The following is a 21,886-nucleotide window of genomic DNA, read 5'->3' as shown; positions in this document are numbered from 1 at the left end:
TCCCTTTTCCGCGACTGCCCAGGTGACCCGAAATGCCCGTTCCTGATCTGTTTTTGCAAGGTATAGCCCGCGGCTGGCAAGTAATTGATGCCAGTGAGCTGGAGGCCGACCGCTCGTTCGAAGCGGACGTAATCATCATCGGCACCGGCGCTGGTGGCGGCACCAGTGCCGAGATCCTCGCCAACGCCGGGCTCAAGGTCTTGCTGGTGGAAGAAGGCTCACTGAAAACCTCCAGCGACTTCAAGAATGACGAGGCCAAGGCCTATGCCGAGCTGTACCAGGAGGGCCTGGCCCGCGCCACCCAGGACGGCGGGATCGGCATTCTGCAAGGCCGGACCGTGGGCGGCACCACCACCGTCAACTGGACCAGCAGCTTCCGCACCCCGGATCCGACCCTCGCCCACTGGGAACAGGTGCATGGGGTCAAGGGTCTTGATTCCGCGAGCATGGCACCCTGGTTTGCGCGCATGGAAGAACGCCTGGGCGTGGCTCCCTGGGCGGTGCCGGCGAATGCCAACAACGAAGTGATCAGCACCGGCTGCGAAGCCCTGGGTTGGCACTGGAAGGTCATTCCGCGCAACGTGCGCGGCTGTTGGAACCTGGGCTATTGCGGTACCGGCTGCCCAACCAATGCCAAACAATCGATGCTGGTCACCACCCTGCCCGCGGCGCTGGAAAAAGGCGCGACCCTGATTCATCGGCTCAAGGCCGAGCAGCTGGTGTTCGAGGGTGATCAGGTCACGGAAGTACTCTGCCGCGGCATGAATGAACAGATGACCCGCGCAGACGGCCGCGCCGTTCGGCTGCGTGGCCGCCATGTGATTCTCGCCGGTGGCGCGATCAACAGCCCGGCGTTGCTGATGCGCTCCAAGGCCCCCGACCCCCATGGCCGGCTGGGTAAACGTACCTTCTTGCACCCAGTGAATTTTTCCCTGGCCCAGTACGACAAGACCATCAATGGCTTCTATGGCGCGCCGCAGTCGGTGTATTCCGACCACTTTCAGTGGAACAACGGCACCACAGGGCCGATCGGCTTCAAGCTGGAAGTCCCGCCCATGCAGCCGAGCATCACCGCTGCGCTGCTGGGCGGCTATGGCCAGGACCACTTCCAGCGTATGCAGAAGCTGGCGCAGAGCAATATTCTGATCGCCTTGATGCGTGACGGCTTTGACGAGCGCAGCCCGGGCGGTGAAATCGTATTGCGTGACGACGGCAGCCCGGTGCTGGACTACCCGCTGGACGATTACATCTGGGACGGCGCCCGCCGCGCTTGGCTGGCCATGGGCGAAATCCAGTTTGCCGCTGGTGCTACTGCAGTGATGCCGACCCATAGTCGGGGTCGCCTGAGCAGCACCTGGCAGGACTTTCAGGAGCAGGTAAACAACCTGCGCTATGCGATCTACGACGTGCGTCTGGCCAGTGCCCACGTGATGGGCGGCTGCGCCATGGGCGAGGACCCAATGCTCGCGGTGACCAACAGCAAAGGGCAACATCACCAGTTGGAGAATCTGTCGATCCTGGATGGCTCGCTGTTCCCCACCAGCATTGGCGCCAATCCGCAGCTATCCATTTATGGCCTGGTAGCGCGGCTGGCGACGGACCTGGCAGAAACACTGGCCTAGCCGTTGGGTTGATCACGCTGGTTGGCCCCGGGACGCCATTCAGCTACCATCTGCCCCATCCACACTGCTGCAGGAACATGCGCATGAATACGGTTCTTTATCCCGGCACTTTCGATCCGATCACCAAAGGCCATACCGATCTGGTCGAGCGCGCCGCTCGGCTGTTCGACAAGGTGATCGTTGCCGTGGCCGCCAGCACCAAGAAGAATCCGGCGTTTACCCTGGACGAGCGGGTAAACATGGCGCGGGAAGTGCTTAGCCACATACCCAATGTGGAAGTCGTGGGCTTTTCCGAACTGCTTGCGCACTTCGTCAAGAAAGTCGATGCCAATGTGTTGCTGCGCGGTCTTCGCGCGGTATCGGACTTCGAATACGAATTCCAGCTGGCCAACATGAACCGGGTGCTGGCTCCCGATGTCGAAAGCCTGTTCCTGACCCCGTCGGAAAAATATTCATATATTTCCTCTTCGCTGGTTCGGGAAATCGCCGCTCTAAATGGCGACGTCACCAAATTCGTGCACCCTTCGGTGAACGCCGCGCTGATAAAGCGCTACCACGAATAACCGGGCCAACCGCCCACGGAGTTATCGATTCATGTCGCTGATCATTACCGACGATTGCATCAACTGCGACGTCTGCGAGCCTGAGTGCCCCAACGGGGCCATCTCGGCTGGCGAAGAGATCTATGTGATCGACCCCAACCTCTGCACCGAATGCGTGGGGCACTTCGACGAGCCGCAATGTCAGCAGGTCTGTCCGGTCGACTGCATTCCCCTGGACCCGGAAAACGTCGAGAGCCAGGAGGAGCTGATGGCCAAATATCAGATCCTGACGGGCAACTGAGCCGATGTTCCTGCCCCAGCGTCAGGCAGCCAATCTGTTTCTGCTGTGCTGCCTGTTCTTCGCCCCGCTCACCCAGGCGCAAACGCCGAACCAGCAAGCGGTCGCCAGCGCTCACCCTGCCGCCACCGCCGCCGGTCATCAGATTCTCGACCGGGGCGGCAATGCCTTCGATGCTGCGGTCGCTGTTGCAGCGACGTTGGCAGTGGCCGAGCCCTACAGCTCCGGGCTGGGTGGCGGCGGCTTCTTTCTGCTGCGCCAGCAGGCGGAAAGCGGCACCGAGTATCGCTTTCTGGATGCACGGGAAACCGCCCCGCTGAGCGCTGGGCGCGACTTCTATCAGGACGCCGACGGCGAATTTCAACGCGATCCTGCTCTGAACGGCCCGCGCGCCGCCGGCATTCCGGGCTTGCCCGCGGCACTGGTGTTGCTCGCCGAGGAATATGGCAATCTGAGCCTGAAACAGAGCCTGCAGCCGGCGATCAATGCCGCAGAGCAGGGCTTTGCCGTGACCGAGCGTTACCGCATGCTTGGTGGTTTTAGACTGGAGGCGATGCGTCGCAACGCTGAAACCACAAGGCTGTTCCTGCGCGAGGGCGTCATCCCTGAGGTGGGCACGCTGATCCGTCAGCCGGAACTGGCGCTGACCCTACGCGCCCTGGCCGAACGCGGCCACGCGGGTTTCTACCAGGGCGACATTGCCAAACTGCTGCTGGATGCGGTGCAGGCCGGCGGCGGCGCCTGGGAGCAGGCTGATCTGGATAATTACCAGGTGATTGAACGCCAACCGGTCAGCTTTAACAGCTTCGGCATGCAAGTCTTCAGCGCGCCCCTGCCCTCCGCTGGCGGCATTGCGCTCGCCAACATACTCCAGGGGCTCGAAGCGTTGCCGCAGGCAACTCCCGGTTCAACCGCCTGGACTCACCAGTTGGTGGAGCTGATGCGCCTCAGCTACCGCGAGCGCATGCTGCTGGGTGATAGTGATTTTGTTGAAGTTCCCACCGACAGACTGCTGTCCACCGAACATGCTCAGGCCATGGCCGCCAGCATTAATCCGAACAGAGCTACGCCGAGCAGCGAACTGGGCGATCCCGCGCCGTTCAAGCAGGGCACCGACACCACGCATTTCTCGCTGATAGACAGTCAGGGCAATGCCGTGGCTGCCACATTGAGCATCAATCTGCCGTTCGGCGCGGCTTTCACCGTGCCCGGTACCGGGGTGCTGCTGAACAACGAGATGGATGATTTCGCCACCGACCCCACCGGTGAAAATGCCTACCAACTGGCCGGCAGTGAACCCAACAGTGTCGGGCCGGGCAAGCGGCCGTTATCCAGCATGACCCCAACGATGCTGGAAAATGGCGAGCAATTGGCGATTCTGGGTACGCCGGGCGGCAGCCGAATTATCACCATGGTGCTGCTGGGTGCGCTGGAAGCCATTGAAGGTGAGGATGTGGAGGCCTGGGTCAGCAGACCGCGCTTCCATCATCAGTATCTGCCAGATCATATTCAGATCGAAGACGGCGCCTTCAGCCCGCAGCTGCAGAGCGAGCTGGAAGCGCTGGGCCACAGCATCAAGCCGGTGGGTCGGGATTACGGCGATATGCACGCGGTGCACTGGAACAAGCAGACTGGCGAGCTGCAGGCTGCCAGTGATCCTCGCGGCGTGGGCCAGGCTCAGGTCAAAGCACGCGCCGAGCAGCCAGCCCAGCGGAACGCTGAGCCTCGCGCGGTTACGGCAGACTGAGCGAGGGCTCAATACGTCCGGTGGGCGAGGTACTGAGCACCTGCGCATCCTGGTCATGCAACTCGGCATGCGCCCGGTACAGGTGCTGACGGACGCGCAGCAGGTAGTGCAGGTCGTTGAGCATCGATGACGCCTGCCAACCGTCCAGCTCTCGGTTACGCAGCCGCGTCTGAATGGTCTGCTGGAAATGATCGGCAAATAGCCGCTCTTGCTCTTCATAAGCGCCGAACAACTCTCCCCGCGCTTCCGTGTCGCCTTGCATGTTCATCAACCGCCCCATGTCCACCAGCGCCTGACCACCCTGCTCACGCAACAGGTCGTAGGCTTCATGGATTGCCGGTTGGCGGCTGTCGATCTGCTTGCGCAGGTTGGACTGCAGGTGTTTGGCGGCTTTTACCGCTTCTATCAGTTCACGGGCGGCCGCGTTGTAGTCCATCAACGCCTGCTGCTGATCCGGTGTTAATGACAGATCCATCCGACTGATGAAGTCGATAATGTCGGCGTATACGCCTTTGACGTGGCGCTCGTACAGCGCGTCGGCATCCTCGCGGTGATCTTCCGGCACGGCGCGCAAGACCACCTTGTGCAATTGCTCGCGGGACAGATCGCTCAGATTGCCCGCCGGCAAGTACAACGCAGCGGCGATTACCTGGCGGCTCAACGCGCCGAGATTCTGCACCTCCTGGCCCAGTACCTTGAGCGCGGTGTCCGCGTGCTGCAGGGCTGAATCGTTGAGAAAGCGCGCACGCATGCGCGGCTGTTCACTCAAGGCCGCATGCCGTTCCCGCGGGCTGCCAACGGAAGTGACATCTGGCAGCCAGCGCATCAGCCATTTCACCATCAGCGGAATCCAGGGCAGCATGATCGCCAAGCCCAGGACATTGAATAGGGTATGAAATAGCGCCAGCTTGAGCGTATAGGCATCTGCGGCTATGCCCAGCACCTCGGCCAGCCAGTCCACCGAACGCGTCAGGCTCGGCAATATCGCCAGGGCGACCAGCGCGGTGACCAGATTGAACAGGATGTGTGCGGCGGCCAGGCGGCGTCCGGCATTATTACTGCCGAGAGCGGCGAGCAGCGCGGTGACGGTGGTGCCCAGGTTGGCGCCAATGGCCATGGCCAGCGCGTTACCGTAAGCCAATTGGCCGCTGGCCAGCGCCGCCAGGGTGATCATCATCGCCGCATGGCTGGACTGCATCAGAATGGTCGCAACCAGGCCCAACAGCGCATACAGCACCACGCCGGCCCAACCCTCTACCGCAAAGCCGTCCAGCGCCAGCAGGCCATCGAAGCTGGCGAAGCCGTCCTTCATCAAATCGATGCCGAGAAACAGCAGACCCATACCGAGCAATACCTGACCTGCACCTTTCCACAGGCTTTCCATGCGCCGGCCGAGCAGCACACCAAACACCAGCAAAGGCATGGCTACAACCGCGAGATCGACTTTGAGGCCCACCAGAGCAATCAACCAGGCGCCGGTGGTGGTGCCCAGATTGGCGCCGAACACAATGCCAATACCGGCCACAAGGCTGATCATTCCAGCGCTGAGGAAGGCGATACTGAGTACGGTAACCAGGGAGCTGGATTGCACCAGCGCGGTGCTGGTAATGCCAAACAGCAGGCTTTTCCACAGGCGATTGGTGCTGCGTTTAAGCCAGCGCTCGAGGGCCCCGCCGGTAAAGGCGCGGAAGCCATCTTCGAGGTGGAACATGCCCAGCATGAACAGCGCGATGCCCGCTGCCAGCGTGGCCAGCTCGGGCTTCCAGACGAACAGGAATACGAGCACCAGTAGAACAACGGGCACCCAGAGTGGTTTGAACAATACGCGCATCAGCCTTACTTCTCTGCAAAGAGGCTGCAGGCCACCAACGTGACAATCAGCGGCCTGAACTCATATCGAACGGAAAATCTGCTTAGAGATTTTCATCCTGCTGGCTACGGCCATAACCGCTTTTGGTACAACCCAGACAACGTACAAAGGTTTCGGTACCGGGACGCAAAACCAGTTCCTGACCTGCTTCTGTCACGTTACCGCCCGCCAGGGTGAAAGGCAGACTGACCACAAAGGCCGCTGCGCCAATCGCAGTGACACCCAACAGCAATGGCCGGGCGATGACCAGGTCACCAACCATGGCAAATATGCCGGGGTTTTCAACATGATCTTGATAAGGCGAATGCGAATTTTCTTGAGCCAGAGCGACGCCGCTGAGCAGCAGGCCGGCCATGAGAGCGGTAGTGTGACGTAACAGGCGCATAGTTGAATCCCTGGTAGTTGCCCATAGGCGTTATTCTTGGAGAGACTCCCATCCGGGGTAGCCTTCAGCCTTCATTGTAGGCACATTACGCCGGTTTCGGAATCAGCTGGGTGAAAATTGCCAACCAGGTCCTGGATCCGGCACTCTCAGCGCTGACAACGTCGGCAAAATACCGAGCTACGCTGACCCAGCCGGCACTCTGAAAGCTCTGTGCCGCACACCTTGCAGGGCTGCCCACCACGCCCGTAAACAAACAGCTCTTGCTGGAAATAGCCGGGCTGGCCATCGCCGCCGAGAAAGTCACGCAGGGTGGTGCCGCCGCGTTCGATGGCATAGGCGAGGATGCGTTTTATCTCTTCGGCGAGTATCTGATAGCGCGCGCGGCTGATGCGTCCGGCCTCGCGACGCGGATCAATCCCGGCTGCGAACAGGGCTTCGGTGGCGTAGATATTACCCACGCCGACTACCACGGCGTTATCCATGATAAAGGGTTTTACTGCCATGGATTTACCACGCGAACATTGATAGAGCCGTTCACCGTCGAACAACTCCGACAGCGGCTCGGGCCCCAGCCGCGACAATAGCGGATGCAGCTCCCCGGCCTTGATCCACAGCATCGCGCCAAACCGTCGTGGGTCGGTGTAGCGCAGCGCCATACCGGAATCCAGCTCAATATCCACATGCTCGTGTTTGCCCACTGGACTGCCGATGGGTACCAGACGTAAATTGCCGGACATGCCCAGATGACTGATCAGGCTGCCCCCGCCGATATCCATCAACAGGTATTTGGCCCGACGACGGATCTGGCTGAAGGTCTGGTCTTCGATCTGTATCGCCAGGTCTTCCGGGATCGGCCAGCGCAGACGGCTGTCGCGCACAATCAGCCGGGTGACCTTGCGACCTTCCAGATGCGGGGCAATGCCGCGGCGGGTGGTTTCTACTTCGGGGAGTTCGGGCATTTAGCGGCCTGTTTAAAGATTATGCATTGGGGCATGTTACTGGGTTCTGTGCGTTACGGCATGTTGAGCGCTGCGTCCGTGTGGGGCATGTTGAGCATTTGGTGCGCGTGGGGCGCCGATCAGCAGCCCCGCTTTGCTGACACGCTGTCCCATCCTTGGGCGCTCGGCGTCGCCCATCCATGGGCTCCGACGGTACAGCAAAGCGGGACTGCTGACCGGCGCCTGGTAAATTTGCGTCAGCCCAACATGCCTTCTGGAAGCTGTTGGTTCTCGATTTAAACTTGTCGCTTGAAGCTTGAAGCTTGCCGCTTTCTACTAGCTGTGCAGCCAGTACGTGCCGAACAATAGCAGCAGGAGCAAAGGCATGACGCTCATGACAAAGCGCCCGTTCCAGCCGAAGGCCACGCGGAATGGGGTCTCTCCGCTGTAGCGCGACAGAATCAGCGTCGAGGGTCCGAAGGGTGAGCAGATCATCGCCAGCGAGAAACCGCACATCAAGCCGACCGCCGGGGTCATGATCGGCACACCCAGCACCGCCAGTTGTGCCAACAGGCCTGCGATCAGCGACAGCGAAACAATCGGCGCCACGCCCATGACCGCTAACGTGATGGTGCTGAACAGGCTGGCTACTGCGAGCAGCAGATTGTATTTGGGTTCGGCGGCGAGCCAGGCGGCGATTTCTTCCAGCGGGGCGATGGCGCCGAGTGCACCACCAAGCAGCGCCGCACAGCCGAAAATAAACATCTCGTTATGCATGCTGCCCATGTTCTCGGCTACTTCTTCCAGCGCGCGCTTGGGCGAGCGGTCGCGCCACAGCAGATAACTGATTACCCCTACCGGCACCAGGACCATCGCCGATTGCGACGCGGTCAGCGCCGAGACCGACGCCAGTGCGCCGATCGCCAGCAAACCCAACAGGCTGCCCAGCAGCAGACTGATCATGCCTTCGGCGCGGGTGCTGTCGCCAATATTGTCGCGCAGCGCCAACAGGCCGCGAGTTTCGCGGCGCCAGCCGACCAGGATCATCATCACCGCCGCAACGATTCCGTAGGGCAACATGGCGCTCCAGGATAGCTCGGGCATTTCCCGCGAGATGATCGCAATGGTCACACTGGTCGGCGCCAGCAGCGGCACCAGGGCAAAACCACGCAGCGTGGTGACCATGACGCTGCGCAGGCCGTCGCGGCGCTGGTCATCGGTCAATGGATAGCGTTTGAGATGTGTGGTCAGGGTGCCGCAGAGCAGGTTCATCATGCCGAAATTGAGAATCGAACCGATGCTGCCGGCGGTCAGTACGTAGCGTGGGTAGAGCACGACCTTGGAGCCGGAGAGCAGCGCCTTGTGCAACTCGCTGAGCTGCGGCAGACGCTTGGCCAGCAGCTGCATTAATCCGAGGGCGGCGAGGAAGCTGGTGTAATAGGCGGCTGATGCGGCCAGTTTGGGCCACAAGCTCGCGTCAGTTCGCGCATTCAGCGCCGCAGCGATCAATACCGCCAGGGTGATAATGCCCAGCCACTGCGGGTAACGATTAAGGCGGCTGAAGTGCAGCAGGAAGTACAGCAGAAACACGGCTGCGGCCAGCCAGCTGAGCATCGGCAATTGCAGAAGCAGTGCCGTCAGCTCCAGGCCTACTCCAAGTGGCAGCAGCGCCAGTTTCATACGCGTTGGCTCACGGCAGGTCCTTGCGGTAGGCACCCTTTTTCAGCACGCCTTCGCCAAAGCCGATCAGCTTGTCGTTTTCATCCAGCAGATCGCAGGCAGCCATGAATACCTTGTGCCCGGCGCTGCGGCAGGTTGCTACTGCGCGTACCTGGGTGCCGATTTGCGCGGTGGCGGAGAAGTTCACGTTGAGCGAGAGGGTGATGGCTACCCGGCGCTCTTCGGCGGTCGGTGCCCAGGTGCCACACAGCCCCATGGCGATATCCAGCAGGCTGGCGGTGACACCACCGTGCAGATTGCCGGCGTTGTTCATATGTCGCGGTGTCAGCGTCAGACCGACCACGGCGCGGCCTTCGGAATACTCCAGCAACTCACAACCCAGATCCTGAAAGAATCCGGTAACGGAGCGTTCTACGGCTTGCTGTTGGTCTTTATTCACAGACACCCACCCTTTTTAACTACGCTATTGTTACTACACTCGTTTCTGCCACATCCGATAGAGATTCAAGCTGACAGAGGCGCAAACCGCCAAGGGCGGGCTTGCTTGTATGTAGAGCTCGATTTGTACCAGGGGGAGACAATTATGCCACAGGCAATACCGACCTGCGGTACGTCGGTCCATCTCAGGCCAGCAAACTTGCGCTGATCCCCGGCAGGATTTAATCTCGCACCATCTTAAACGAAATACTATTCCGCCATGCGGAATTGACAGGGTGAATAAGGAGTCATTGCATGTTCAACCGAATTGGCGTGATCGGCGCAGGAGCCATGGGCCGAGGTATCGCTCAGTTATTCGCCAGCAGTGGCCAACAGGTACTGATTTACGATACCCGCGCCGAAGCGATTGATGATGCCATCGCCTTCAATCGCAACCTGCTGCAGCGCTCGGTGGCCAAGGGCAAGCTCAGCGAAGCGGATTTCGAAGCAACCATGGCGCGCATGCAGCCGGCTGCCGAACTCGACGCATTAAAAGACTGCGATCTGGTGATTGAAGCCATCGTCGAGTTGCTCGAGGTCAAGCAGAAGCTATTCGATCAGCTGGAAGCCATCGTGCGTGATGACTGCGTGCTGGCGACCAACACCTCTTCCCTGTCCGTTACGCGCATTGCCAGTACCTGCAAGCGGCCCGAACGGGTAGCGGGTTTCCACTTTTTCAATCCCGTGCCGTTGATGAAGATTGTCGAGGTGGTCCGCGGCGAGCGCACCGATGAGCGTTATGTAAAGGGGCTGGTCGAACTGGCCGAAGCTGCCGGGCATTTTGCTGCGATCACCCCGGACACCCCCGGCTTTCTGGTCAACCACGCTGGCCGTGCCTTTGGCACCGAAGCCTTGCGCATTCTCAGCGAGGGCGTCGCGACACCGCAGCAGATCGACCGTATTCTGCGCGATGGTCCCGGCTTTCGCATGGGGCCGTTCGAGCTGTTCGACCTGACTGGGCTGGATGTATCCCACGCGGTGATGGAGTCGGTCTACGAGCAGTTCTACCATGACCCGCGCTATACCCCGTCCTTTATCGCGGCGCAGCGCGTGGCAGCAGGCCTGCTGGGCCGAAAGACCGGGCAGGGCTTTTATCGTTACGAAGATGGCCAGAAGATCGAGCAGCCGGAAGCCGAACCGGAAACCGTAATCGTCAACCGGCCGTTCTGGCTGGACACACATGATGATGTGGTGCGCAGCAATGTGTCTGCTGCCCTGACCGCCGCTGGCGCGACCCTGGAAGATACCAATATCCCCAGCCCCGAGGCAATTTGCCTGGTGGCTCCCCTGGGTGAAGACTGCACCAACAGCCTGGCGCGTCAGGCATTGCCGGCCGAGCGCACCGTGGCTATTGACTGCTTTGCCGACTGGGACAAGCGCCGTGTGTTGATGCGCAACCCGGCCAGCAGCGCCGACACCGTCGCCCAGGCCCGACAGGCGTTGAGTGCCGATGGCGTGCCGGTGGAAGTGATCAACGATTCGCCCGGCTTTGTTATCCAGCGGCTGATCGCCAGCGTGGTCAACCTTGGCTGCGAGATTGCGCAGAAAGGCATCGCCACGCCGGACACGCTCGACCGCGCCATTCAACTGGCCCTGGGTTACCCCAAAGGCCCGTTGGCGTTCGGCGAACATTACAAGAAGTGCAACATCCTCACCGTTTTGAACAATCTGCAGGCCGTGTATGGCGAGCCGCGCTACCGTCCCAGCCCCTGGCTACGACGCCGCGTGCAGCTTGACCTGCCGCTGACCACACCCGACATCCAGGAGTAATTTGAATGACTGCCTATATCTATGATGGTTTGCGCTCCCCTTTTGGCCGCCACGCCGGTGCTCTGGCCAGCGTGCGCCCCGACGACCTGCTCGCTGAAGTCATGCGTGCGCTGGTTGCCCGTAACGGATTTGAAGGTCAGGATTACGAAGATGTGATCATGGGTTGCACCAACCAGGCGGGCGAAGATGCGCGCAATATCGCGCGTCACGCCGGCCTGCTGGCGGGTCTGCCGCAGGAAGTCGCTGGCGTCACCGTCAACCGTCTGTGTGGCTCTGGTCTGGCGGCAATTCTGGATGCCTCGCGCGCGGTGAAAACCGGCGAAGGCGAGCTGTTTGTCGCTGGCGGCGCCGAAAGCATGAGCCGCGCGCCCTTTGTGATTGCCAAGAGCGAAAGTGCCTACTCACGCGATTTCCGCGCGTTCGACAGCACCATCGGCGCGCGCTTCCCCAACCCCAAGGTGGAAGATGAATACGGTGATGACACCATGCCGCAAACCGCCGACAACGTTGCCGCCGATCTGGGTATTACCCGCGAACAGGCCGACACTTACGCCGCGCGCAGCCAGGCATTGTATGAAGCAGCACGTGCCGATGGCTTCTTTGCCGAAGAAATCCATCCGATTGAAGTCTCCCAGGGCCGCAAGAAGCCGGCCAAACTGGTTGATCAGGATGAGCATCCGCGTGCAGACAGCACTCTGGACGTGCTCTCCAACCTGCGTTCGCTGTTCAAGGATGGCGTGGTCACTGCCGGCAACGCCTCAGGCGTGAACGACGGCGCAGCCGCGTTGCTGATTGGCTCTGAAGCCATCGGCCAGAAGTACGGCATCAAGCCGCGGGCGAAGATCCTCGCTGGCGCCGTATCCGGTGTCGCCCCTCGCGTGATGGGCCTGGGCCCGGTTGAAGCCTGCAAAAAGGCGCTGAGCCGTGCCGGTCTGAGCCTGGATGACATGGACGTGATCGAGATCAACGAAGCCTTCGCTTCCCAGGTTCTCGGCTGCGCCAAGCAGCTGGGCATCGCCTTCGACGATCCGCGCCTGAACCCGAACGGCGGCGCCATTGCCGTCGGCCACCCGCTCGGCGCCTCGGGTGCGCGTCTGACCCTGACCGCACTGCGTCAGCTGGAACGTACCGGCAAGCGTTATGCACTGGTCAGTCTGTGTATTGGTCTGGGTCAGGGCGTAGCTGCGGTTATCGAGCGCGTCTGATACCTGTCTGTTTTGTTCGTAAACCCTTCGCGGCCTCGCCGCGAAGGGCTTCAAGCACCATCCCGCCCCACTGAACTAAGCTCCCTCCTTGTTTTCTGATAAAGTGCTCCACCACATCCACCCGTATAGTGAATGCATCAATGCAACTGAACTCCAACCCGTTTGAATGGCTCGGCGAAGCCTTTGGTACCGTCATCCGCCTGTTGGTCGATAGCCTGGCATGGATCTTTGACGTGCTCGCTGGCGCCAGCTCCGCCTTTGTAAACGGTTTCTCCCGGGCACTGGGTGTCGACAGCAATATCTTCACCGTCATTTTTGTGGTGGTTGGCCTGATCATGATTTACGCAGGGGTTCGAGCCTTTCTGCACAAACGCATTTTTGGCGGCGTCATCTGGTGCTTGCTGGGTTTATGGTTGCTTAGCGCACTGATACGCTGGAGTTGATTCCAACCGAGTTTCACCTGGACTATTCGAGGAGAACGTTATGGGTTTCGCATTCAGCAATGATCTACAACTGAGCAGCAGCGCCTTTGAAAACGAGGGGGCCATCCCCACCAAGCATACTGGTGAGGGTGAAGATGTATCCCCGGCGCTGAGCTGGAAGAACGCGCCCGAGGGCACCAAAAGCTACGCCGTGGTCTGCCATGACCCGGACGCGCCGCTGATCTCTGCCAATGGCACCTACGGCTTCGTACACTGGGTGCACTACAACATTCCGGCCTCAACCACGTCGATTCCCGAAGGCTGCGATCAGCACACGCAAGGCAAGAACAACTTCGGCAAGCCGGGTTACAACGGCCCGATGCCGCCCGAAGGCCACGGCAAGCATCAGTATTATTTCTGGGTATTGGCGTTGGACAGCGAACTCAATCTGCCCGAAGGGCTGACATTGTGGGAGTTGCTGGCCAAGGTTGAGCCGCACTGCCTGGCGATGAACCGCCTGATCGGCACATACCAGCGCGGCTGATAACCTCCCCCTGCAAGGCCGAGTTCCTTCTCGGCCTTCGCTTTAGCTAAGCTTAGCTCAGCGTCAACAATGGCAGTATCCGCTCACGCAGCGGAGCGTTCACACGCTGACGGGTTTCCCGATAGGCCGTGCGATCCAGCGCGGCCAGTTCCGCGAGTTTGATGCGGGCCTTTTCCAGCAGTTGATCCGGGGCGGCCAGCTCATCCAGAAAACCGGCTTGCAGTGCCTGCGCAGGGTCCATCGACTCGGCCTGCAGGGCGCAGCGTGACAACCATTGCGGGGTTATGCGTTCCCGGGCCAGCTCCATCGCCGCTGGCGGCATGCTCATGCCAATGGCCACTTCATTCAGGCCGGTAGTAAAGGCACCCTCGGCGCCCAGTCGATAATCAGCCAGCAGCAACATGAACGCCGCCTTGGCCATGCAATGACCGGTACTGGCGATCACCACCGGCGCAGGGTGATCCAGCAGCGCCAGCGTCAGGCGGTCACCGGCGGCGCGCATGGCGTCGCGGGCCGGGCCGCCTGCGTCAATCACCTTGCGATCGTAACCGGCACTGAAAATGCCCTCGCGGCCGACAATCAGCACCGCGCAGTCGGCCTGCGCGGCCTGATCCAGCGCAGCCAGCAGATACTCGATCATCACCTGAGACAGGGCATTGACCTTGCCGTCGTTCAAAGTGATTTCGGCCATGCCATCACGGGTGGCCATGCTCAGGCCGCTCATGAGGCCGCCCTCGCTTCGTCACGCAGAACTCGACGCAGCAACTTGCCTACGGTGGACTTGGGTAGATCCTCGCGGATTTCCACGGTGCTCGGTACCTTGTAGCCGGTCAGATGCTCGCGGCAATGGGCGATGATCTCGGCCTGGCCCAACTTGGGATCATGCAGGCTGACGAAGAGCTTGATCGACTCACCCTTCTTCTCGTCCGGCACGCCCACAGCGACGCACTCGCGAATACCAGCGTGGCGCATCACGGCGTCTTCGACTTCATTGGGGTAGACGTTGAAACCGGAGACCAGAATCATGTCCTTCTTGCGATCGACCAGCTTGAGAAAGCCCTCTTCATCAATCACGCCCACATCTCCGGTCTTCAGCCAGCCATCGGCGAAGGTCTCTGCTGTTGCTTCCGGACGCTGCCAGTAGCCCTGCATCACCTGCGGGCCACGGATCAGCAGTTCCCCGGGCTCGCCGCGGGGTGTTTCCTGGCCATCATCGTCGACCGTCTTCATTTCGGTATCGATAACCGCCTGACCGATAAAGCCTTCCTTGTAGGGCGTGAACGCGGTGGAAGCGACCACCACTGGCGAGGTTTCCGTCAGGCCGTAACCTTCACGGACCACCGCACCGGTGCGCTCCAGCCAGCGCCGGGCTATTTCGGTATTCAACGGTGCGCCGCCGGAGTTGACCCACTTCAGGTGCGAGAAATCGATGCTGTCGAAGTCGGGGTGCGCCATCAACGAGACGAACAACGAGTTGATGCCGGTCAGCAGGGTAATCCGGTGGCGCTTCAAATCGCCGATCATGCCGTCCAGATCGCGCGGATTGGTGATCAGAATGCTGTGGAAACCAGTGAATACCGAAGCAACGCAGTTCGCGGTAAAAGCGAAGATATGGTACAGCGGCAGCGGCGAAACGCGCACTTCGTTGCCGTATTCCACATCACCTGGCTTGATCACGCTGACGGCCTGCAGCACGTTGCTGAGGATATTGCGGTGGCTGAGCATCGCACCCTTGGATACGCCCGTGGTGCCACCGGTGTATTGCAGAATCGCGAGGTCATCCAGCCCCCGTTCCGGGCTGACTGCCGGGTGCTTGGAGCCCTCGCGCAAGGCCAGCATAAAGCGCGTGACATCGCTTTCGTCCGACTCGAACACCGGATGGGTCATATCATCAATGCTGGTCACGATCAGCATTTCAACCTGCGTCTCTGGCTGAATCTTGCGCACCATGGGCAGCAGCTTGTCGAGTACGATCAGCGCGCGGGCGCCAGAATCGGAAAACTGATGGCTGGTTTCGAACGGCGTGTATTGCGGGTTGGTATTGACGATCACCAGACCGGCTTTCAGTGCCGCGAATATGCTGATGGTGTATTGCAGCAAGTTCGGCAACTGGATGGCGATGCGCTCGCCCGGCTGCAAGCCGAGTGGACCGCGCAGGTAACGCGCCAGCGCGTCCGCCTTGGCATCCAGGTCATTAAAGGAAAGGGTGTCCATGCCACAGGAGAAGGCGGGCTTGTCGGCGTAGTCCTGGCAGGCCTTGGTCAGAACATCAGCCAAGCTGGTGTGACCCAATTGCGCCAGTTGAGTGCTGACGATGGTGCCGACAGGGGAATGAGCGGGTGTTGACATGGAAACCTCTTATCGAATCATTATTTTGCACAGCGGAATGCAATACCAAAAAGATGCTATTCTATCGTCTAACGCTGTGCAATCATTGAGACAAAACTGGTTGCATACCGCTATGCAGAACGGCCATATCTGCTATGGTTCTGACTCTGTGTGCAACAATAATAGACTGTTGTCGGACAATCGGTCCGGAGACGTGCTGGCTCCCAAGCAAGACCGCTGTCTGGCCTGAATAAGATCACAAGGTTAATGCCCCATGAATGACGATCTCGAACTACTCAAGGAACCCGCTGTAGCCAAGGACCGCAAATTTGTCGAGGCGTTATCGCGTGGGCTGGATGTATTGCGCGCCTTCAGCCAGGGCGCGGTAGTGATGGGCAACCAGGACATCGCTCGGATCACCGGCCTGCCCAAGCCCACAGTATCACGCATGACCTACACCCTGACCAAACTGGGTTATCTGAGCTATTCGCCGCAACTGGAAAAGTACCAGCTGGACTCCGGCGTACTGGCACTGGGTTACGCCTACGTATCGAATCTGCGCGTGCGCCAACTGGCCAAGCCGTATATGGATGAATTCGCCCGGTCGACCAACACCTCTGTGGGCCTGACCTGCCGTGATCGTCTGTCGATGATCTACGTCGAGAACTGCCGGCCGGCGGAATCCACCTCGTTGCGTATGGATGTCGGCGTTCGCCTGCCGCTAGCTACTACCGCCGCTGGCCGCGCCTACCTGGCTGCGATGAAAGATGATGAACGCAGCCACGTGCTGGATGCCCTCGCCGCCCGCAACCCGGACAACTGGACCGAGATGCATGCGCAGCTGATGGACAGTTTCGAAGACTATCGCCAGCACGGTTTCTGCCTGTCGCTCGGCAACTGGGACCGTAATGTCAACGCCGCAGGCGTGCCCCTGTTTCTGCAGGACGGCACCATCATGGCCCTGACCTGCGGCGCACCTTCTTATCTGGTCTCGGAAGAGAAGGTCAAAAATCAGCTGGCGCACCAGTTGGCCATGCTTGCTCGCGACATCGAACGCCTCGGGGTTTAGGGCGCCTTTGGCGCCAGCGGCAAGCTACAAGCTGTAAGCGGCAAGCTGGCCGGAGCAAGAAAGCGATATTGTCTGTCTCGCCATCTTGCAGCTTGAGGCTTGAAGCTGCCCTCGCCGGGCGAGGGCCCCATCATCTAAGCTAATCTGTAAACATTTCGCTAAAACACGGGCATCGACAAAGGCTTTGTTTTTTTGTATTTTGCCTAGCGGAACACGGTTTCATTATTTCGCATAGTGAAACACCTTTTTGAATCAGGCGTTATTTGAACAAGCCGCTGCAAACTGCTGTCGACTTATTTACAGCGTTTCATAACCAGCCAGCGGATTACTCAAAGGCGCTCACACTCGGAGATTAAGCATGTCGGACGTGGTCACACTGGAAAGACAGGGCGCCATTGCGGTCGTCAGAGTCAATAATCCACCCGTCAACGCGCTGGGCATTGCCGTGCGTGAAGGTCTTCAGGACAGCTTCAAGGCAGCCGAAGCCGATCCGCAGGTCAAGGCCATCGTGCTGGTCTGCGAGGGTTCGACCTTTATCGCCGGCGCCGACATCAAGGAATTCGGCAAGCCGCCAAAATCACCTGGCCTGCCAGAAGTAGTCAGCGGCATCGAGGCTGGCAGCAAGCCCAGCGTCGCCGTGATCCATGGCACCGCACTGGGTGGTGGTCTGGAAGTGGCGGTCAGCTGCCACTACCGCATTGCGCTGAAAAGCGCCAAGGTCGGCCTGCCGGAAGTGAAGCTCGGCCTGTTGCCAGGTGCCGGTGGTACCCAGCGTCTGCCACGCCTTGTCGGTGTCGAGAAAGCCCTGGACATGATCGTCAGCGGCAACCCGATCAGCGCCAGCGAAGCCCTGGAACTGGGCGTGATTGATGAACTGGTGGAAGGTGATCTGACTGCGGCCGGTATCGCCTATGCGGAGAAGCTGATTGCCGATGGCAAGGGCGCGCGTCGCACCGGCGAGCGTACTGACAAGCTCGACGGTGTCGACAACGCCGCACTGGTTGCCGCCAAGCGCGCTGAAGTCGAGAAGAAAACCCCCGGCCTGTTTTCGCCCCAGCGTTGTATCTCCGCTGTCGAGGCGTCTTTCACCATGCCTCTGGAAGACGGCCTCAAGCGTGAGCGCGAATTGTTCGGCGAATGTCTGGTATCGCCACAGCGCAGCGCACTGGTGCATGCCTTCTTTACCGAGCGTCTGGCCTCCAAGATCGACGATCTGCCGAAAGACACCCCGGTGCGCGAGATCAATTCCGCAGCCGTGATCGGTGGCGGCACCATGGGCGTGGGTATTGCCCTGTGCTTTGCCAACGTCGGTATCCCAGTGAAGATTCTGGAAGTCAGCGACGAGGCCATGGACAAAGCCATGGAGCGCTGCCGCGATACCTACATGATGAGCGTCAAGCGCGGTAGCCTGACCGAAGACGCGATGAACAAGCGTCTGACTCTGGTCGAAGGCGTTACCGACTATGCCGACCTGTCCGGCGTGGACCTGGTGGTCGAAGCCGTATTTGAAGAGATGGGCGTCAAGCAGAAAGTGTTTGAAGCGCTGGATACCCATTGCAAGCCCGGCGCGATCCTGGCCAGCAATACCTCCTCGCTGAATCTGAACCAGATTGCCGACTTTACCAAGCGTCCGCAGGACGTAGTGGGCCTGCATTTCTTCAGCCCGGCCAACGTCATGCGCCTGCTGGAAGTGGTGCGCGGCGAGAAGACTGCAAACGACGTACTGGCGACCGCCATGGCGATCGGCAAGAAGCTGAAGAAAGTGGCTGTGCCGGTGGGCGTGTGCGACGGCTTTGTCGGCAACCGCATGGTCTTCCAATACGGTCGCGAATCCGAATTCCTGCTGGAAGAAGGCGCCACCCCGGCCCAGGTTGATGGCGCGCTGCGCAAGTTCGGCATGGCTATGGGTCCTTTTGCGATGCGCGATCTGTCCGGTCTGGATATTGGCCTGAGCATCCGTACCCGCCAGCGTCAGACGCTGCCGGCCGAGTTCAAGTTGCCGACCATTCTGGACAAGATGGCCGCAGCCGGTATGCTCGGTCAGAAGACCGGCAAAGGTTTCTATGTATACGAAAAGGGCTCGCGTACCCCGCTGGACAACCCTGAACTGCCGGCCATTCTCGAAGCTGCTTCAAAAGAGCAGGGTATCGAGCGCCGTGAACTGACTGACGAGTATATTCTTGAGCGCACATTGTTTGCGTTGATCAACGAGGGCGCGAAGATCCTCGAAGAGGGCATCGCCCAGCGCAGCAGCGATATCGACGTGATCTACATAAACGGCTACGGTTTCCCTGCCCACCAGGGTGGGCCGATGTTCTATGCTGATAGTCTTGGACTGGATCATGTTTACAACCGGATCTGCGAATTCCACAAGCAGCACGGTGCCTGGTGGAAGCCGGCCCCATTGCTGGAAAAGCTGGCCAAGGAAGGTCGCAAGTTCGCTGATCTCTGAAATTATAAATAGTACAGATAAAATCGGCCCCCGAGCACTGAGTGCCGGGGGCTCGTATTCGCTTTATAACGAGGACCTTACATGGACATTCATTACACCCCAGAAGAACTCGCCTTCCGCGACGAAGTGCGTGAATTCCTGAAAAACGAGCTGCCGGAAGATATCGCTGCCAAGGTAAAAAATGGCAAGAACATGTCCAAGGAAGATCATCAGCGCTGGCAGAAGATTCTGTCCAACCGTGGCTGGTACGCGCCCGGCTGGCCGGTAGAGCACGGCGGCACTACGTGGGGCCCGGTCGAAAAACACATTTTCGACGAAGAGTCCGCCGCTTTTGGCGCACCGCGCACCATCCCGTTCGGGGTGAACATGGTTGCTCCGGTAATCATCAAGTTCGGTACCGAGCAGCAGAAAGAACATTACCTGCCACGCATCCTGTCCGGTGAAGACTGGTGGTGCCAGGGCTATTCAGAGCCCGGCGCCGGTTCCGACCTGGCCTCGCTGAAGACCCGCGCTGTGCGCGATGGCGATCACTACATCGTCAATGGTCAGAAAACCTGGACCACACTGGGTCAGCACGCCAACTGGATTTTCTGTCTGGTACGTACCGATCCTGAAGCCCAGCAGCAGCGTGGTATTTCCTTCCTGCTGATCGACATGGCTACCCCCGGCATCACCGTACGTCCGATCATCACCCTGGACGGCGACCATGAAGTCAACGAAGTGTTCTTCGACGACGTCAAGGTACCGGTTGAAAACCTGGTGGGTGAAGAGAACAAGGGCTGGACCTGCGCCAAGTACCTGCTGACCCACGAGCGTACTGGCCTGGCCGGTATCGGCGCGTCCAAAGCCGCGCTGACGCACCTGAAAAAGGTTGCAGCCAAGCAGCAAAAGAATGGCAAGCCGCTGATCGAAGACACCCTGTTCCGTACTCAGGTAGCTGAAGTTGAAATCCAGCTGATGGCAGCCGAAATGAGCACCCTGCGTATCATCGCTGCCGCCCTTGAAGGCGGCGTACCCGGTGCCGAGAGCTCGATCCTCAAGGTCAAGGGTACCGAGATCCGTCAGGCGATCACCAACCTGCTGCGCAAGGCCGTTGGCCCTTACGCCCTGCCCTTCCTGCCGGAAGAGCTGGAATACGATTTTGATGGCGAGATGCTGAACAGCGAGTCCAGCCCAGCGCTGGCCGGTGATTACTTCAACATGCGCAAACTGTCGATCTTCGGCGGATCCAACGAGATCCAGAAGAACATCGTCTCTAAAATGATTCTGGAACTGTAGGAGATTAGTCATGGACTTTAAACTCACAGAAGAGCAACAGATGCTGCAGGAAACTGCGGCCCGTCTGGTACGTGATACCTACACGTTCGACAAGCGTGAAAAGGCCAGCGCCAGCGACACCGGTTTCAGCCCTGAATTCTGGCAACAGATGGGTGAACTGGGCCTGACGGCGATTCCTTTCCCGGAAGAACTGGGCGGTTTCGGCGGTACTGGCGTGGAAAACATGCTGATCATGAAGGAGCTGGGCCGCGGCATTTGCCTGGAGCCCTACATGGAGTCGGTTATTTTCGCTGGCGGTCTGATCACCCAGCTGGGTTCTGATACTCAGAAAGACGAGCTGCTGGCGGGTATCGCCAGCGGTGAGCTGCAGGCGGCCGTCGCCCTTGACGAGCCCAACAGCCACTATCAGCTGTCTGAAGTGCAAACCACTGCCAAGCAGCAGGGCGACAGCTGGAGCCTGACCGGTCGCAAGGCCGTTGTTATCGGTGGTCACACTGCTGGCAAGATCCTGGTTTCTGCACGTACTGCCGGTGATCTGCGTGACCAGCAAGGCATCAGCCTGTTTATCGTTGATCCGGCCAGCACTGGCGTTACCCGCCGCAACTACGCGACCGTAGACGGCCGCAAAGCCTGCGAGCTGTTCCTGGACAACGCCCAGGGCGAACTTCTGGGTCAAGCCGGCGAAGCCTTTGACGCCATCAGCTACCAGGCTGGTCGTGCCATGGCGGCTCTGTGCGCTGAAGCCGTCGGCGCGATGGAAGTCGCCTGCGACATCACCCTGGACTACCTGAAGACACGCAAGCAGTTTGGCGTGCCGATCGGCAAGTTCCAGGCACTGCAGCACCGCATGGTGGATATGCGTACCGAGCTGGAGCAGGCTACTTCGATGGCCATTCTGGCTGCCTGCGTAGCTGATGAAGCCGACAACGCTGAACGCACCCGCACCCTGACGGCGGCCAAGTTCATGATCAACCGTTGTGGCCGCAAGGTTGCCGAAGAGGCTATTCAGCTGCACGGCGGCATTGCGATGACCTGGGAATACTCCCTGGCTCACTACGCCAAGCGCCTGGTCATGATCAGCCACCAGCTGGGTGACGACGACCATCATCTGGAAGCCTACGCCAATCAGATGAGCGTTGCCTGATAGCTTCAACTCGCGGAATAACGGCAAATTAGCCGTTATTCCGGCACTTATGCCGTCACATATTGCACATAGGTACTAGATAGGTACTATCGGCCAGGGTTCAGGCTCGGTATCC

At 59.8% G+C, this 21,886-nt stretch carries 19 protein-coding genes; 12 read left to right on the top strand and 7 right to left on the bottom strand.

All coding sequences use genetic code 11. The features are described 5' to 3' along the window. Positions 1-32 precede the first annotated feature (32 nt). The 4 genes from EAO82_RS02780 (at position 33) to ggt (ending at position 4,209) form a co-directional block, all read left to right on the top strand. Positions 33-1,622: a GMC family oxidoreductase gene (locus EAO82_RS02780; RefSeq protein WP_096346961.1), complete on the top strand. Its 1,590-nt coding sequence runs from the start codon at positions 33-35 to the stop codon at positions 1,620-1,622. A gap of 83 nt (positions 1,623-1,705) precedes the next feature. Further along, entirely contained in the window at positions 1,706-2,185 is a 480-nt protein-coding gene (coaD, locus tag EAO82_RS02775) for a pantetheine-phosphate adenylyltransferase (protein WP_096346962.1), read from the top strand. 31 nt (positions 2,186-2,216) lie between these two features. Beyond that, positions 2,217-2,465 (top strand): YfhL family 4Fe-4S dicluster ferredoxin, encoded by a 249-nt coding sequence (locus EAO82_RS02770; RefSeq protein ID WP_096346963.1) that lies wholly within the window; start codon positions 2,217-2,219, stop codon positions 2,463-2,465. A 4-nt stretch (positions 2,466-2,469) separates the two neighbouring features. Then, on the top strand, positions 2,470-4,209 hold the full coding sequence (gene ggt, locus EAO82_RS02765) for a gamma-glutamyltransferase (protein ID WP_096346964.1): 1,740 nt from the start codon (positions 2,470-2,472) through the stop codon (positions 4,207-4,209). On the opposite strand, the gene EAO82_RS02760 is transcribed toward ggt, so the two are convergent. From EAO82_RS02760 to EAO82_RS02740, 5 genes are all read right to left on the bottom strand, one after another. Continuing rightward, positions 4,196-6,040 carry a Na/Pi cotransporter family protein gene (locus EAO82_RS02760; protein WP_096346965.1) on the bottom strand — a complete coding sequence of 615 codons (1,845 nt, stop codon included), beginning with the start codon at positions 6,038-6,040 and terminating at the stop codon, positions 4,196-4,198. The genes ggt and EAO82_RS02760 overlap by 14 nt on opposite strands. An 82-nt stretch (positions 6,041-6,122) precedes the next feature. Then, on the bottom strand, positions 6,123-6,464 hold the full coding sequence (locus EAO82_RS02755) for a multidrug transporter (protein WP_096346966.1): 342 nt from the start codon (positions 6,462-6,464) through the stop codon (positions 6,123-6,125). A gap of 146 nt (positions 6,465-6,610) precedes the next feature. Then, on the bottom strand, positions 6,611-7,423 hold the full coding sequence (gene mutM / locus EAO82_RS02750; protein WP_096346967.1) for a bifunctional DNA-formamidopyrimidine glycosylase/DNA-(apurinic or apyrimidinic site) lyase: 813 nt from the start codon (positions 7,421-7,423) through the stop codon (positions 6,611-6,613). Positions 7,424-7,738: 315 nt separating this feature from the next. Further along, positions 7,739-9,082, bottom strand: coding sequence for a hypothetical protein (locus EAO82_RS02745; RefSeq protein WP_096346968.1), 1,344 nt, complete (start codon positions 9,080-9,082; stop codon positions 7,739-7,741). Between the two features lie 10 nt (positions 9,083-9,092). Continuing rightward, positions 9,093-9,521: a PaaI family thioesterase gene (locus EAO82_RS02740; protein WP_096346969.1), complete on the bottom strand. Its 429-nt coding sequence runs from the start codon at positions 9,519-9,521 to the stop codon at positions 9,093-9,095. A gap of 293 nt (positions 9,522-9,814) precedes the next feature. On the opposite strand from EAO82_RS02740, the gene EAO82_RS02735 reads away from it, so the two are divergent. From EAO82_RS02735 to EAO82_RS02720, 4 genes are all read left to right on the top strand, one after another. Continuing rightward, positions 9,815-11,329 (top strand): 3-hydroxyacyl-CoA dehydrogenase, encoded by a 1,515-nt coding sequence (locus EAO82_RS02735; RefSeq protein WP_096346970.1) that lies wholly within the window; start codon positions 9,815-9,817, stop codon positions 11,327-11,329. A 5-nt stretch (positions 11,330-11,334) separates the two neighbouring features. Continuing rightward, positions 11,335-12,534, top strand: coding sequence for a 3-oxoadipyl-CoA thiolase (locus tag EAO82_RS02730; RefSeq protein WP_096346971.1), 1,200 nt, complete (start codon positions 11,335-11,337; stop codon positions 12,532-12,534). Between the two features lie 140 nt (positions 12,535-12,674). Then, positions 12,675-12,977, top strand: a complete 303-nt coding sequence (locus EAO82_RS02725) for a hypothetical protein (protein ID WP_231703270.1) — start codon at positions 12,675-12,677, stop codon at positions 12,975-12,977. Positions 12,978-13,017: 40 nt separating this feature from the next. Next, positions 13,018-13,500, top strand: coding sequence for a YbhB/YbcL family Raf kinase inhibitor-like protein (locus EAO82_RS02720; protein WP_096346972.1), 483 nt, complete (start codon positions 13,018-13,020; stop codon positions 13,498-13,500). 52 nt (positions 13,501-13,552) lie between these two features. On the opposite strand, the gene EAO82_RS02715 is transcribed toward EAO82_RS02720, so the two are convergent. Together EAO82_RS02715 and EAO82_RS02710 are read right to left on the bottom strand one after the other, a co-directional pair. After that, positions 13,553-14,224: a crotonase/enoyl-CoA hydratase family protein gene (locus tag EAO82_RS02715; RefSeq protein WP_096346973.1), complete on the bottom strand. Its 672-nt coding sequence runs from the start codon at positions 14,222-14,224 to the stop codon at positions 13,553-13,555. Next, complete coding sequence (locus EAO82_RS02710) at positions 14,221-15,849, bottom strand: AMP-binding protein (RefSeq protein ID WP_096346974.1); 1,629 nt, start codon at positions 15,847-15,849, stop codon at positions 14,221-14,223. Before EAO82_RS02710 ends, EAO82_RS02715 begins: the two co-directional genes overlap by 4 nt. Positions 15,850-16,102: 253 nt before the next feature. On the opposite strand from EAO82_RS02710, the gene EAO82_RS02705 reads away from it, so the two are divergent. The 4 genes from EAO82_RS02705 (at position 16,103) to EAO82_RS02690 (ending at position 21,771) form a co-directional block, all read left to right on the top strand. Next, on the top strand, positions 16,103-16,897 hold the full coding sequence (locus EAO82_RS02705; protein WP_096346975.1) for an IclR family transcriptional regulator: 795 nt from the start codon (positions 16,103-16,105) through the stop codon (positions 16,895-16,897). Positions 16,898-17,255: 358 nt separating this feature from the next. Next, positions 17,256-19,349: a 3-hydroxyacyl-CoA dehydrogenase NAD-binding domain-containing protein gene (locus EAO82_RS02700; protein ID WP_096346976.1), complete on the top strand. Its 2,094-nt coding sequence runs from the start codon at positions 17,256-17,258 to the stop codon at positions 19,347-19,349. 81 nt (positions 19,350-19,430) lie between these two features. Next, a complete protein-coding gene (locus EAO82_RS02695) occupies positions 19,431-20,627 on the top strand; it encodes an acyl-CoA dehydrogenase family protein (protein ID WP_096346977.1) in 1,197 nt (398 codons plus the stop codon). Positions 20,628-20,637: 10 nt separating this feature from the next. Then, positions 20,638-21,771 (top strand): acyl-CoA dehydrogenase family protein, encoded by a 1,134-nt coding sequence (locus EAO82_RS02690; RefSeq protein WP_096346978.1) that lies wholly within the window; start codon positions 20,638-20,640, stop codon positions 21,769-21,771. Positions 21,772-21,886 lie beyond the last annotated feature (115 nt).

The organism is Halopseudomonas pelagia, from assembly GCF_009497895.1.
Taxonomy (GTDB): Bacteria; Pseudomonadota; Gammaproteobacteria; order Pseudomonadales; family Pseudomonadaceae; genus Halopseudomonas; species Halopseudomonas pelagia_A.
The sequence above is the reverse complement of the archived record's forward strand: the minus strand, read 5'-3'. Positions and strand labels throughout refer to the sequence as shown.

Coding starts and splice junctions, on each gene's coding strand:
- EAO82_RS02780 (WP_096346961.1), top strand. CDS start 33: ATGCCCGTTCCTGATCTGTTTTTGCAAGGTATAGCCCGCGGCTGGCAA.
- coaD (WP_096346962.1), top strand. CDS start 1,706: ATGAATACGGTTCTTTATCCCGGCACTTTCGATCCGATCACCAAAGGC.
- EAO82_RS02770 (WP_096346963.1), top strand. CDS start 2,217: ATGTCGCTGATCATTACCGACGATTGCATCAACTGCGACGTCTGCGAG.
- ggt (WP_096346964.1), top strand. CDS start 2,470: ATGTTCCTGCCCCAGCGTCAGGCAGCCAATCTGTTTCTGCTGTGCTGC.
- EAO82_RS02760 (WP_096346965.1), bottom strand. CDS start 6,040: ATGCGCGTATTGTTCAAACCACTCTGGGTGCCCGTTGTTCTACTGGTG.
- EAO82_RS02755 (WP_096346966.1), bottom strand. CDS start 6,464: ATGCGCCTGTTACGTCACACTACCGCTCTCATGGCCGGCCTGCTGCTC.
- mutM (WP_096346967.1), bottom strand. CDS start 7,423: ATGCCCGAACTCCCCGAAGTAGAAACCACCCGCCGCGGCATTGCCCCG.
- EAO82_RS02745 (WP_096346968.1), bottom strand. CDS start 9,082: ATGAAACTGGCGCTGCTGCCACTTGGAGTAGGCCTGGAGCTGACGGCA.
- EAO82_RS02735 (WP_096346970.1), top strand. CDS start 9,815: ATGTTCAACCGAATTGGCGTGATCGGCGCAGGAGCCATGGGCCGAGGT.
- EAO82_RS02730 (WP_096346971.1), top strand. CDS start 11,335: ATGACTGCCTATATCTATGATGGTTTGCGCTCCCCTTTTGGCCGCCAC.
- EAO82_RS02725 (WP_231703270.1), top strand. CDS start 12,675: ATGCAACTGAACTCCAACCCGTTTGAATGGCTCGGCGAAGCCTTTGGT.
- EAO82_RS02720 (WP_096346972.1), top strand. CDS start 13,018: ATGGGTTTCGCATTCAGCAATGATCTACAACTGAGCAGCAGCGCCTTT.
- EAO82_RS02715 (WP_096346973.1), bottom strand. CDS start 14,224: ATGAGCGGCCTGAGCATGGCCACCCGTGATGGCATGGCCGAAATCACT.
- EAO82_RS02710 (WP_096346974.1), bottom strand. CDS start 15,849: ATGTCAACACCCGCTCATTCCCCTGTCGGCACCATCGTCAGCACTCAA.
- EAO82_RS02705 (WP_096346975.1), top strand. CDS start 16,103: ATGAATGACGATCTCGAACTACTCAAGGAACCCGCTGTAGCCAAGGAC.
- EAO82_RS02700 (WP_096346976.1), top strand. CDS start 17,256: ATGTCGGACGTGGTCACACTGGAAAGACAGGGCGCCATTGCGGTCGTC.
- EAO82_RS02695 (WP_096346977.1), top strand. CDS start 19,431: ATGGACATTCATTACACCCCAGAAGAACTCGCCTTCCGCGACGAAGTG.
- EAO82_RS02690 (WP_096346978.1), top strand. CDS start 20,638: ATGGACTTTAAACTCACAGAAGAGCAACAGATGCTGCAGGAAACTGCG.